12 protein-coding genes and 1 other RNA gene are annotated in these 13,329 nt (G+C 36.0%); 9 read left to right on the top strand and 4 right to left on the bottom strand.

Going from position 1 to position 13,329, the window contains the following annotated elements:
- Positions 1 to 40 precede the first annotated feature (40 nt).
- Positions 41 to 1,138, bottom strand: coding sequence for a ComEC/Rec2 family competence protein (locus tag IPG37_04825; GenBank protein ID QQR53745.1), 1,098 nt, complete (start codon positions 1,136 to 1,138; stop codon positions 41 to 43).
- A gap of 142 nt (positions 1,139 to 1,280) precedes the next feature.
- Between IPG37_04825 and IPG37_04820 the strand changes: the two genes are divergently transcribed.
- The 6 genes from IPG37_04820 to IPG37_04795 all read left to right on the top strand — a co-directional run bounded on the left by IPG37_04820 (position 1,281) and on the right by IPG37_04795 (position 8,763).
- A complete protein-coding gene (locus IPG37_04820; protein ID QQR53744.1) occupies positions 1,281 to 4,028 on the top strand; it encodes an insulinase family protein in 2,748 nt (915 codons plus the stop codon).
- 45 nt (positions 4,029 to 4,073) lie between these two features.
- Positions 4,074 to 5,192 (top strand): hypothetical protein, encoded by a 1,119-nt coding sequence (locus IPG37_04815; GenBank protein QQR53743.1) that lies wholly within the window; start codon positions 4,074 to 4,076, stop codon positions 5,190 to 5,192.
- 105 nt (positions 5,193 to 5,297) lie between these two features.
- Complete coding sequence (locus IPG37_04810) at positions 5,298 to 5,876, top strand: hypothetical protein (protein QQR53742.1); 579 nt, start codon at positions 5,298 to 5,300, stop codon at positions 5,874 to 5,876.
- 61 nt (positions 5,877 to 5,937) lie between these two features.
- Positions 5,938 to 6,546: a hypothetical protein gene (locus tag IPG37_04805; GenBank protein ID QQR53741.1), complete on the top strand. Its 609-nt coding sequence runs from the start codon at positions 5,938 to 5,940 to the stop codon at positions 6,544 to 6,546.
- 184 nt (positions 6,547 to 6,730) lie between these two features.
- Positions 6,731 to 7,807: a hypothetical protein gene (locus IPG37_04800; protein QQR53740.1), complete on the top strand. Its 1,077-nt coding sequence runs from the start codon at positions 6,731 to 6,733 to the stop codon at positions 7,805 to 7,807.
- A 317-nt stretch (positions 7,808 to 8,124) separates the two neighbouring features.
- On the top strand, positions 8,125 to 8,763 hold the full coding sequence (locus IPG37_04795) for a hypothetical protein (protein QQR53739.1): 639 nt from the start codon (positions 8,125 to 8,127) through the stop codon (positions 8,761 to 8,763).
- Between the two features lie 5 nt (positions 8,764 to 8,768).
- Here IPG37_04795 and IPG37_04790 read toward each other — a convergent pair whose 3' ends face one another.
- From IPG37_04790 to IPG37_04780, 3 genes are all read right to left on the bottom strand, one after another.
- Positions 8,769 to 10,049: a hypothetical protein gene (locus tag IPG37_04790; GenBank protein QQR53738.1), complete on the bottom strand. Its 1,281-nt coding sequence runs from the start codon at positions 10,047 to 10,049 to the stop codon at positions 8,769 to 8,771.
- 114 nt (positions 10,050 to 10,163) lie between these two features.
- Positions 10,164 to 11,189, bottom strand: a complete 1,026-nt coding sequence (gene tsaD, locus IPG37_04785; protein ID QQR53737.1) for a tRNA (adenosine(37)-N6)-threonylcarbamoyltransferase complex transferase subunit TsaD — start codon at positions 11,187 to 11,189, stop codon at positions 10,164 to 10,166.
- A gap of 9 nt (positions 11,190 to 11,198) precedes the next feature.
- Positions 11,199 to 11,879 (bottom strand): hypothetical protein, encoded by a 681-nt coding sequence (locus IPG37_04780; GenBank protein ID QQR53736.1) that lies wholly within the window; start codon positions 11,877 to 11,879, stop codon positions 11,199 to 11,201.
- Between the two features lie 65 nt (positions 11,880 to 11,944).
- Between IPG37_04780 and IPG37_04775 the strand changes: the two genes are divergently transcribed.
- The 3 genes from IPG37_04775 (at position 11,945) to ssrA (ending at position 13,325) form a co-directional block, all read left to right on the top strand.
- On the top strand, positions 11,945 to 12,412 hold the full coding sequence (locus tag IPG37_04775; protein QQR53735.1) for a DUF2062 domain-containing protein: 468 nt from the start codon (positions 11,945 to 11,947) through the stop codon (positions 12,410 to 12,412).
- 7 nt (positions 12,413 to 12,419) lie between these two features.
- A complete protein-coding gene (gene smpB / locus IPG37_04770; GenBank protein ID QQR53734.1) occupies positions 12,420 to 12,869 on the top strand; it encodes an SsrA-binding protein SmpB in 450 nt (149 codons plus the stop codon).
- 98 nt (positions 12,870 to 12,967) lie between these two features.
- Positions 12,968 to 13,325: a transfer-messenger RNA gene (ssrA, locus tag IPG37_04765) on the top strand.
- Positions 13,326 to 13,329: the final 4 nt, after the last annotated feature.

The raw sequence follows: 13,329 nt of genomic DNA, 5'->3' as shown, positions 1-13,329 counted from the left end.
TCCTTTTTTTTGTACGATTCTAGGATAAAAAAAGAGATGTTTATTCTGCAATAGTTTTTAAATTAGTGCGTGCTTTTGTAATAGAGCTAAACCAAGCAAGTGTGTAGGTCATTCCAAAACTTAACTGAAAATCTAGAAAAAAAATTAAAATAGGATTATACAAAAGCATCGCCCAGGTGGTCAGTGAAAGGATATGAAGAAATTCCGACCTTTTTTTTATGATTGAATGTAGTTTAATCGATAAGAAGCAGTAGAACGCCCTTAAAAACGATACAGAGGTCCATGAGAAGGAGAAGTAAAAAAGAGTTAAGAACAGGAGCAAAAGTTGCCTCATAATCCATGGCAAGGGTATAAGGAAAAACAGGTATTGCCAAAATAGGGTTAATAGTGCTAAATGCATTCCTGATCGTGCTACATAATGACTAATTCCCCAGTATTTAAATGATGATAGTAATGAATTATCTAGCTCATATTTTTTGTTGCCAAGGAATAGAAGTTGAAATAGATCTGCGCTTTCAGCAGATAGGTTTATTTTAATAGAGTGACTCAATCTGGTTGTAACTTTATAAAAGTATGCCACGATATCCTGCTTTTGCGCTTTTCGTTTGATATTTTTGGGGCTTGAGTAAAAACTGATTGCAATATTATCTTTCATTAAATAGGGGCGTAGTTTTTCAGGGATATCTTTGATTGTTAATGCTTGGCATATTATTATCGATCCAGGCATTATTGGTATATGTCTGCCGCGAATATAAAGAGACGCTTTTTTTCCGATAAGCGATTGTTCTGAACACTCATGTATGGTGATGAGATATTTTGACTGTTTGTTTTGAGCGGTAGCTTCAGTAAAGTCTGTAACAAGTCCACTCATTTGTATAGTTTTGTCTTTTATTTTTTTGATATGATCAATCCATAGATTGGTTCGAAAATGGAAATAATAGTTGCCAAAAATAATGAGCAGTGCGGTCATCGCTGGTTTTATAGAGATTTTTTTATATAAAATGAAAAGAAAAATTGCAACACAGGTCCATACAATGAAAATAGGTATAACGGGAAGCATGATTCCAAAAGCAAATGGTCCAACTGCTACCGTGAGCACAGAGAGAGATGGAATAACAAAAGATGTTGCTTTTTTCATTTTGAATTTTTAAATTATTTTAAATTGTTTAAAATAATTATACTGATTAAATATTTTTTTTCAAAATGAGTTTAGGATACTGACTGGTATTGTGTATTTTTGGATATCTTGTAATCTATTTGGAAGAAGAAATGAGGTGAATGTGTTTATAAATGTAGCCGCTAAAAAAGGTGTTATTTTTTTTGTGGGTGGGGTGGCAAGTGTTTTTGCAGTATATCTGGGGTGGTTATTTTTTTTACAATCTTCTACGGGGCTTGTAGGTATGACAAAAGGTTATGTGGATAAATATGTGCTAAAAAACGGCTTGACAGTCCTTGTCAGAAGAGTAACCACGGTACCAAAAGTAGCGGTTGAACTTTGGTATCACGTGGGATCTAAAGATGAACAGGTTGGTGAAAAGGGGTTAGCCCATCTGATTGAGCATATGATTTTTAAAGGAACCACGAAACTGTCTGAATCAGATATTAATACTATTACGCATAAGCTGTCGGGATATTGCAATGCGTTTACCTCCTTTGATTATACGGGTTATACGTTTGATTTTCCAAGTCAACATTATAAGGTTGCGTTTGATATTATTGCCGATTGTATGCAGAACTGCACGTTCGATCCTCAGATGTTAAACTCCGAAATGAAAGCGGTCATTCAAGAGCTTAAAATGTATCGTGACAATTATGGCAGAGATCTTGCAGAAAAGATGATGAGCCGTATTTTTTCTGGACACCCGTACCATTTTCCTATTATTGGGTTTAAGCGTGATCTATGGACGGTCGCATCTGATGATTTAAAGAAATTTTATAAAAAACATTATAAACCGAATAATGCGACATTGATTGTGGTTGGCGACGTTGAAGCTGAGGAGGTATTTGCCTTAGCAAAACGTACTTTTGAATCGATACCAGCTGATCCAGGTTATAAAAAACAGTCTATCCCATTTGAGCAGGGATTGGATCGTGTGTCGGTTACGATGTATCGCGATGTCCAAATACCTATTTACTGTTTTGGATTTACGATTCCAGGATTGAAAGAAAAGAAAGATTACTTTATTCAGTTGATCGAATGGATTATTGCGAATGGTCGCGGATCGATATTGTATAAAAAACTGGTTAATGAACTGCAGTTTGCTAGTGACATCAATATGAGTTCATGGGATCTTTTTGATGGTGGCATCAGTTTTTTTGCGTGTGATCCATTGGAAGGCATTACACAGGAGGCTATCTCGACGGTTATTAAACAGGAGCTTGAATCGTTGGCAAAAAATGGAGTGACTGATCAGCAGTTGACTCGAGCGATTAATAAAGCAAAATCTACTTTTTATAGCAATCTTGAAAGCGTGGACAGCCAGGCTTATATGATAGGTTCAGCGTTTTTGGCGACAGGTGATGAGCAGTACCTTTTTAATATGATGAATGTACCGTTTGAAAAGGCAAAAGAGGAGGTGAACCATCTATTAAGAACTGTATTTAGACCCACAGTTATGCATGATGGAGCTGTGCTTCCTTTGCCTGATGACCGTGAAAAGGAAGCGTGGAAGCAGTTGCAAGAGTCTTCAGATGCTGAGGATAATGCAATTTTATCAGCTCGAAAGCGTACAGTGCCTTTGCAAGATCCTGTCTATGTCAATAAAGTTTCTGCAAAAGAGCCTGTTGATTTTGCGTATGCAATGCCAACTAGCTTTACGTTGAATAATGGATTAAAAGTTCTGTATGCGCAGAATGATCAGGTTCCTAAAATTGCAATCGTGGTACAGTTTAAAGCACAGTATGTGTATGATCCGGAAGATAAAGAAGGACTGTTTAATTTTGTAGCATGTATGATTCCAGAAGGAACGAAAAACTATACAGCTGAGCAGTTGGCAGAATTTATTGAAGCAAAAGGTATGACGCTTGGGACGCATGCCGGTGCCTTTATGTTGACAATGCTTAAGGATGATCTGAAAGATGGGCTTTCGGTTATCAAAGAGCTTTTGCAAAATGTTTCTTTTGAGCCGGCGGCGATTGAAAAGGTGCGTGCTCAGTTGTTGAATGATGTGAAGCATTTTTGGGATGATCCAAAATCGATTGCTGGTCAACTGTTGAGAGAAGCTATTTATAAGGGTCATCCATATCAAAAAAATATCTTGGGAACAGTCGATTCAGTGAGTCGTATTACGAAAGCTGATTTAGAACATTTTTATAAAACTTATGTGAATCCATGGGGTACGACGATTGCAATTGTTGGTGATCTGACTGGTTATGACGTCGAACAGGAATGTAATAAACTCTTGAGTGATTGGAAGGCTAAACCATTTAAATTACTTGCTTATCCGGAGTTGCCAAAGGTTGAAAAACAGATTAAAGATTATTATATTAATCGTGATCAGGTAGTTCTGTTGTATGGAATGCCATCAATTGATCGCAAACATCCTGATTACGATAAGTTGCTGATTTTTGATCAGATTTTTGGTGGTGGATTTTTGGGTTCCATGCATAGCAAACTATTTCAGTTACGTGAAGAAACGGGCCTTTTTTATACGATCAATGGTACCTTTTTGAGTGGATCTGATGAACAACCAGGCTGTTTCAAGGTGTTTACTATTGTTTCACTTGATCGAGTTGGCGAAGCGCAAGAAGCTATTGAAGCTGTCATTCAACATGCAGCTGATAATATTTCTGATACAGCATTTGAAGAAGCGAAGAGAGCAATTATCAATGCTTCAATGCATAATTTTACTTCAAATGTATATATGGCTACTGCATTTTTAACTATTGATAGATTTGGTTTGCCGCGTACGTATTATTCTGATCGTAAAAAGCATTTAGAAAATATCACTAAGGATCAGATGATTGAAGCAGTAAAAAAGATAGTTTCAAAAGATAATTTCGTACTGATTCGGGCCGGAAGAGTTTGATGAAAACCAAGTAAGGTTTGTTCATAAAAGACAAGGATATGAATTATGAAAAAATGTAATTTCTTTATTAAAAAGATTATGGTTGGGTTGTTTTTGATTTCTGATCGGGCATTTGCGACTGATTGGAACCAGTTTGCAAAAGTGATGCTTGGTGTTGGTGGCGCGTTAGTTGCGACTGCCGGAACTATTGCAGGAGTAAACTGGTGGTTAACTCCAACAGATGAGGAGTATTGTAGGCAGCTTAATTCAGAGATTTCTCATATTGCAGTTACTCATGAAAAATTGGTTAATCTGTGTAAAAGTACTTTTGGTTGGACGACCTATTCGTTTGATTTGAGACAACGTTTGATGAGTAGTTTTTCAGAAACATTTCTATTTGAGGTGGCATCCGAAAATTATAAGCTTCATAATGTGACATTTCCTTTACATATTGTTGAACATTGCAAGGCACTTGAGAGGAGTCTTGCTGAGTTATTCAAGCGAATAGACAATTTAAATAGATATTATTCTCTTGATGCATTGCAGAGAAAAAATCTGTCTTCTATGCAGACGCTCGTCAGGCTTATCAGTAGGTTATCGGAAGAGCTTGAGCTGGTAAAAGATTATCTCATGTTGCATCAGGCATATTTTGCTTTGTCTGAAAACTGTTATAAAGCTCAGGAAAGTTACAAAAAAGAGATTGACTGGGTGGGGATGTATTCTTCAGATCTGTATGGTCTAGGTCAGCGGTTGGATGCATGTGTATATGCAAAATATACAGGTTATCGTTATCCTTATGTTTCCTATGTTATGAATGTATATGATAGTATTGATAGACTTATGAATTTTAGAACGAACATAAGCTACAATTATCAATATCTGATTAACTGGACGGATGATTTTGTGTCAAAATTAAAACTTATTACCGTTGCCTTGGATAGTCGATATCGTGCTCAACTAGTTCAAAAAGAACGTGATCAACTTGAGCAAGAGCGTATAAAGCTTGAACAAAAGCGAGCAGAGCTTCAAGCGGCTCGAGTGCGGTTGGTTGCCGAAACAGAGATTGCCCGTTGGGAAGCGCAACGTATTGAAATTGAGCGTAACTTATTGCAGTTACAATCTAAATTGAATACAGCAGTAGAAAATGATAAAGCTTTGCAGTTAAATATTGCAGTAAATGTTTAAAATGATTATCTGGCATACGAAAAGAATATCAATAGAGTTATTTTGTATGCCAGATAATTGTGTTTTAGTTGTGAAATGTACAGTATGCAATAAGGAAGCTTTTATATGTATAAGAGACAAAAACTGTTTTTGATAGTATTCTTGATGCAGCACCAAAGTGGTGAAGCAGTGCCGGTATTTTTACCATTATTTAAAAGTATATTTTTTTATCTGATACAACCAAAGAATCCTTATCAGTTACTTTCTGAATCTGCGCATTATGCTGATAAAGTTGCCATACGTTATTTTAATACAGTTAACATGTTGGTTGATATATGTACACAGGAAGTTAAGGCATTTGAGTTGGAACTTGCAGATGATCTGTTAGTTCAATCTGGCTGTCCTAATGTGATCCATAATAAGTTACGGCAAAAAGAGATTGAATATTTTAACAATAAAATTGATAATCAGTTACAGCTTGTATGTACTGCAGATAATGGTATTGAAAAAATTGATTCTTCTCTATCTGGAATGTTAGCAGAATTTTGTGTAGAACGTCTGTTATATAAGAATAGTTGTGAGACTCAAGTGGCTGGCAAAGAGCTTCAAAATATTTTAGCGGAAAAGCTGGCTAGTCAGTATCTTAAAAAAATGAGCAGGAAGAAGTTTTTTGAATGTCAAAAATTGCTAAACAAAAAGACTTGATATACACTTAGTTCTGTGTAAAAATGTAGTTTTTGCTTGAATTTTAGAAAGGCATATTAAGATGTATTCAAAAATAAAGATGCTTTTTTTAATGTCCATCGCGTTGCATTCTTTTGACTCTGAGGCCTTTTTCAAAGGTTGGCGAGGCCGCTCGCATGTAACTCTAGGTAGGGACTGGTGGGCAATAGGTGTAGGGACTGATTATCCTATCAGTGAAACAGTTATGAAGGCAGTGACGTGTGCCGCTATAGCTGCTCCAATAGGGTATGGGTGTTATTGGTTTTGGTACTGGTATCCAAACACGGAAATAAAATGGCTTAGGTATTATGAGTGGTTTTTGAATAAATATGACAAAACCATTTATTGTCAAAAGGGTGTTTCAGATTTTTCTTTGGATGAGTTTTTGGAAAATTCATGTGACAGTGCCTTTAGTGCTGGTGTAAGAGAGTGCAATACCTGTTTGGATGAAATAGATTATCTGTTAAAACATGCAATTCGTTTCGCTGCTCATCCAATGATAATGAGGGGTGCTGATTATTTACGTAAAGTTCGCCAAAACGTTGTAAAAAGTCGCGTATATCTGATGAAACATCCGAATTATGCTTCCGAGCAGTTGCAAGCAACAATTAATAGTGCGGCGGCTCGAATAGCTGTTTCTCAGTATCGATAGTGACGCAAGCATACAAGAAATGAAAAGAAGGGGTTACGGTATTTTTTACCGTAACCCCTTCTTTTTGTTTTTTAATATTTTTTTGACAATAATACAATCTTAATTAAACTAATGCAGATTAATAATTTTATAGCAACAATATTTTCTGAGAGGTATTATGTTTAGTTTAAAAAGTATTCTATTTGTGACTTTTATAAGTATAAGTAATCTGTTTTATGCGATGCAGCCTAATCATTTGGAAGATCAGTTTAAAATGATTACGCGAGCTTGTTTTCAAGACTATGGGAGCGAGTACAATCACCAAGATGGTGCATATTACGTAAAACCACCTGAAGGTATTAATTTTTTTACACAGGGATTTATTACGGTGGGAGAGCCCAATAAGAATTCCGTCTTTGTCCCATTTGTTTATTTAGGTTTAAAAGATGGAAATTCTTGGTTTAGAATTGCTGATTTTAATCGAATTCAAGGTGTTAAATATACTTTGAAAGCAACGGTAGATGAGGAATTTTGCGATAGGCTAAATAATCAGTCTAGAAATATACAAGATTCCCAACAAAGGAGGGCTCTTAATAAAAGATTCTTTTTTCATACTATTCAAAACATCTGTATGGCTTGTCAGTTTGATGATCGACATAGAGCGCATTTGAAATCTGCATTGTTAAATTTTAATATTGATTTATCTGAACCTGACTTGAAAGTTGCAACAACTTTCCTTGTCCAACATGAATATTATAGTATTTTATATTTTTTAAATGTGGTGCCAAGGGTTCATTTTTCACGACTTGTTGATCCTGAATCTGATGGAAACATTGCACATTATGCGGTAACGCCGAAAATGCTTGTTTTTTTAAAAAATAAACTAGGGGTTAATATTAATCATGCAAGTAAAACTGGGCAATATCCGATTATGAATGTCTTGCAATATTGTACTAAGAATAATTTACGTTCATTAAAAAATATGCATGCGGTGGATTTATTGGTAAGAGATAACGAAGGAAATTCTTTACTGCATAAACTATCCGATATGAAAGGTCGATTCTTTTTCGAGCAGGATGAGCTAAAAGGTATGGTTGAAGAATTAATGCAATCAGGGTGTCTGATTTTACAAAAAAACAGATCGGGGCTAACCCCAGTTGCCTATGCGGCCTTAAAACATGAGCATTTGATTGAGGATATTTTGCAGAATTATCAAGATAAGGTAATACAGTTATCCGTGGTACTTTTAGCTGCAATTCGTCAGTTTAAGCTTGAAAAGTAGGTATAATATCAGCTGAGCTATGTAGATTATCTGTCTCAAACAAAGTTAATGAAAAAGGGTTACGGTATTCGTTTACTGTAACCCTTTTTGGTATGTTTATTTTTTCCAGCTTTGATACTTGTTTTGGTCTTTCTCTGTAGGGTACATATTCTTCAAATTGGACCCATACACATGAGCGCGCAACTTATTTTCATAACTGTAATTATAAATAATTAAATAGCTTATTTTTTACTAAATATATAAATATAATTTGTCAAATGAAGTTGGTTCTTATATATTGAAGGAGTGAGAGTGTCATTTTTTCAAGGACCTGTGTCATGCAAAGAAGAAAGCTTCTTTTTTTAGTATTTTTGCTTAATAGTTTGTTCATGCAATCGTTTATCTGTGCTGCGCAAACAACCAAAAAAAGTGGATTTTTCAATAAAAGGTTCATTATTGAGTGTCGCAAAAAGGTGACTCCATTGGCCGTTTTTGCGAGTGGAATGGCTACTGCAGCACTATCGGTTGGTTATTATTTTTACTCGTGGTACCCGAATACAGAAAAAAAATGGCTTGCTTATTTTCGATGGTTTAAAAGTACGTATAAATGTATGGATACTGAAGAGATAATTTCAGATAAAAATGTGGATGAATACCTGGCAACCAATTTTTCAGTAGAAAGACCTTTTTCTGCTGGCGTCGGGCTTTGTCAGAAGGCTGTTTCTTACATTGACTATTTATCAAAACATGGAAATAAACTCGATAATCATTCATCCTCGTTTAAAAACAGTCTAAAAGAGTTGGAAAATATACGAAAAGTAACGGTTAAAAATGGTGCGTTTTTAATGAAACATCCAAACTATCTTGCCGAACAACAGCAGTTGGCGATAGAAAAGGCCGCTAAAAAAGTGGCTGATAAGTTAGATGAAACAAAGATATGTAATCTATGCCGCCTCCAGATGATACAAGTATCCTAAGTTATCTATTCTGTTTTTGGTTTTAACAATGCGACAGGCACAGACAGCAAGAGGTTGTGGTTTCCTGTTTGCTTCTCGTTTGGTTTGTAAAGTAATAATAGAACAGAGTTTGGTGTTCTGACGGCAGATTGAAATTCAACATCCGAGTTTTTAATAAACTCATTTAGAGCTATTTCTTTGTCCTGCATTATTGACCCAACGCTATTTTTAGTCTGTTCCTTTATTATGATCTTCATTGTTTTAGTATTAAAAACTGGAAAATATAGCTTGCCTTCTGTGACATGCCGTACCGGTAAGAGTTTTTCTGTATTTGGGTCAAAATTCAACGAAAATATAGATTGTAGAGGTTCATAAAAGCACTTTTGCGGAGTCATTCTCTTTCCGGGATTATTTTTAATGTTTATATCAACAATACATGGGTCAAGCAATTGCAAATCTAACTTAGTGAAGTTATCAATTTCTGCATCATTGAGTGGTAGTTCACGCGATCTTGCAGCTTCATCATAATACAGGCATTTTTTTTTGTCCGGATTACAATATATAAAAGTTCTTTTGTTGCTATAGTATTTTATAATACGATTTAATGGTAGAGCCTTATCTAGATTGGTGCTTTTTGTGAGATCTGCGTAAGTAAATTTTGAGGAAACGTTAAAAAAGCGATCCATTTTTTGGCCCAGCGATGCTGCGCTACGTATTTTTTTTGAATACGTTTCTACGTTATCAGATTGGTCAAGTTCTGGATTAAAGTATTTGTAACTTACGTTTGATGATGAAAAAAAGCCACCATTTTCGTGTATAAATAGTTTTTGAATCGGTGTGTTGTGTGTATAAATCGGTTCTGTGGCCTGAATGATCTGCTTGATCTCGTTCTTATTTTTGTTAATACGTACTTCGCAGGAAAAAATGCCATACTTTTGGCCAAAACCCATAAAACCGGTTACTGCTTTTACAAAATAAAAATGTCCAATGATACTCTTTTGGTCCTCCTGGAAAATAAAAAATCGATCTGAAACGGCTAGTGGTTCTTTAAATGTCATGTCTCCGTGTATAGTTTGATTATTGGTAATATTTACAAAAGCGAGGGTATTCAATTTTGCAAGCACTAATGCGCATTCATCACGGTTTGTTTCTCTTTCAGTGTCTTTATTCATGTAAATTGCTGGCAGAATTGAGGTTATGTCATGTACGTTTTGAGTTTCAACTTTTTTTATCTCTTCTGTTTTGCAGTTAAATGTGAGAGTAGTTATGACGAATAAGAGTGACCTGGTAAAACAATTTTTTAACATGACTATTTCAACCTATCTGTTTTTTAGTTTTATCATAATATACATTAAAACAGATAAGCAATAGTTTGTTTTCTCATCGGTCAATTTCCAATCGATAGGTCTGATGGACGGTTTTTACAGTGTAATATCAAGATCGAATGAATCAAATTGACCTTTTGCAACCTTGTAATTACCTACAAATGCGATCATAGCACCGTTGTCGGTGCAGAACTTCGGTGATGGAGCAAAAAACTGCAGGCCTTTATTTATACAAAAGGCTTCGATAGTTTTTTTCAGATATGTATTGGCTGCGCATCCGCCGACGAATGTAACTGCTTTGATATGTTTGTGAACTGCGAGTGCAAGTCCAATTTTTTCAAGGAAGATATCTTTGATACAGACAAGCAGTGAGCTTGCGACTTGCTGTTTTAAATCGTGCTCCGTTTGGCAAAACTGTTTTGTTTTCAGGTCATATGCACCAAGTTTGACCAGATGATATAAAACTGCTGTTTTAAGGCCTGAAAATGAGAATTCAAGTGCACCTGCTGTGCAGCGGGGATATGCATAAAAATCATAAAAATCTTTTTCTGCTCCCATTTTTTCAATCACCGGTCCGCCGGGGTATGGCAGATTCATAAGTTTGGCAATCTTGTCAAAAGCTTCTCCTGCTGCGTCGTCTTTGGTGGTGCAGATGAGTGAAAAAACACTAAAATCTTCAACCAAATATAATGATGTATGGCCGCCTGATGCGGTTAAGCAAAGGTGTGGAAAGGGAACATTGTGTTCTAAAAATGAAGAAAAAATGTGCCCTTCAAGATGATTGATCCCGATCAGTTTTTTTTGCCCTGCCCAGGCAACTGCTTTTGCAAATGAAACGCCAACGAGTAAAGATCCAGGAAGGCCCGGTCGATTAGTCACGGCTACGGTTTTTACATCTTGAAAACTAAATGAGGAGTGGTTGAAAATCTCTTGAAAAATAAGGTGTATTTTTTCTAGTTGTGTCCTTGATGCTAGCTCAGGAATAACTCCGCCATAGCACGCATGCAGATCTATTTGTGAAAATAAAGTATGAGTCAACAATCCCTCTTTTGGGCAATAAAGCGCCATGCCTGTTTCGTCACACGAGGTTTCAATTCCCAGGACAAGGTTTTGCCTTGACATATGCATTCCTTAGGATTTACAAGCTACAATAACTTTATTTTTGTCTTTTACGAAGATCTTTTTAATTGGTATGTGCAGGGTATTCATGTCGGGCGCAGACAGATACATCTTCACGAGGCGGTCTTTTATGTCTGCGGAAGGTTTTTTGAAGTATAATGTTGGTATATTCAATAAGGAACCGCCGCTTTCAAATCGTGTTATCATATCGGGAACTTGTAAGATAATAATGGTTTTATCTGGAATTCTTCCAGTTTGAGCAAGCTCCTCTTCTTGCACCTCCCAGTAATGAATCTCTTCTTTTTTTTGTGCAGGATTGATGAAAAATTCAGATTGCAATGTCAACTTATATAGCTTATATGGGCTTGATTGATGAATTTTGAAATAGGCAAAGGTATTGGTAATCTGCTCAGATTTTGCAGTCTCTTTGCTTACTGGAATCGGCTTGCTTTCTGTTACGAGTACGTAATAAACTTTGTCGATTGGGTGGCGAGGAAGTTCAAAATCGTATTTCATTGCGGTTTGATTTTTTAGAACACGAATAGTATTGCCTTCGAAATAGATTAATGGTTTTTCGTTTGTTGGTTCATCAAAATGTACGGAGCCTAAGATCCAATGTGTAGCTTTTGAGTTGGTTGGCAAAAATAAAAAAATAAGCAATAATAACCAAGAGGAACGACAGGTTATATTCATAAAGTATAAACCTATATAATTTTAAAGAATAAAATAACTGTTTTTAAAGCGATTATTATAAGTATATGGAAATTAAAGCATATTGGCAAACAGTCAAACAGCTGTTATCTGGCGAAGCGTCGATAAAAAGGTTTTATGGATCGCTTTTATGGGCAATCTGGATTGCTTTTTGTCCCTTCATTGGTTTGCATACAGCCATTGCGCTTGTGGTTTCTTGGTTTTTTTCTTTGAATACGGCGATTGTATTGAGTGTTTCAATGCTTATCAATAATCCATGGACCATGGTGCCTGTTTATTATATTGATTATCAAGCTGGCGTTGCTTTGCTTTCACTGTTTAGTCCAGAACAACAGGTATTCATCAAAAGTAATCCACAGGTGTTACAGGCTGTCTTGACATACATCAAGCAGTATCTGCCGTTTGCTGATTTTTCCTTATTCGTTTTTTTACTCGGCGGACTCTTTGTATCGCTCTTTGTGACTATTTGTGCGCATTTTATATTTGTTATTTTTGTTCGTTTAAAGAAAGCTTGAGCTTGCTATGAAAGTTGTAACAGTTAATAAAAAGGCGTTTTTTGACTATGATATTCAGTCTACTGTTGAGGCTGGTGTTGTGCTTTGTGGTGATGAGGTAAAATCGATTCGTCAAGGCAAAGTATCTCTTGTTGGCGCGTTTGCAACTGTACATGGAGGTGAACTGTATCTTATTAACTGTAATATTACTCAATATTCACATGCGTATTTCAAAACTGACGGTACCAAGGATCGAAGAAAGTTGTTGTTACATAAACGGGAAATTATGAAACTGATTGGCGAAATTGCACAAAAACGGGTAGTCGTTGTGCCATTGAAACTCTATTTTTCATCTACCAATCGAGTAAAAGTTGAGCTTGGTATTGGCAAACATAAGAAAATGTCGCAAAAAAAAGAGCTAATCAAAGAACGGGATATTCGGCGTGAAACTGATCGTGCGATTAAATCTTACCGATAAAATAAGCATTTTTTCTGCAATATCTTTTCAAATAATGCATTGACAGAAAAAATGGACCATTTAAAATAAGCATAGTTGTAATCTTTGAAATAGTTCGTGGGGGCGTACTGGTTTCGACGTGTTGTTGTTACCAATAAGCGCATGTCGAGTGTTGTCTATATTCTCGTAAAACAAGTAGGCATAAAACAATAATTGGCGCTGAAGTCGGCGTAATTGGTGCTTAAGTAAGCTCTAATTCTTGTTCTAACGGCGTGTCTATCAGCTGTTTTAACTCGTATTACCCAGATAGAATTTAAAAAGCGAAGGTGAGCGATTTAATAGCTTTTTAAATAGCATAAGTCGCCTTGCGTGCCAACCGTGTGTGCTCGGGGCACGTTTGAATTAAGCACAATAAACATGTAGTGCTTGTTGCTAAAAGCAGTGCGGACATGGGTTCGACTCCCATCGCCTCCACCATCTA

It is taken from the genome of bacterium (assembly GCA_016699125.1).
In the GTDB taxonomy this organism is placed as follows: Bacteria; Babelota; Babeliae; order Babelales; family Vermiphilaceae; genus AWTP1-30.
The sequence above is the reverse complement of the archived record's forward strand: the minus strand, read 5'-3'. Positions and strand labels throughout refer to the sequence as shown.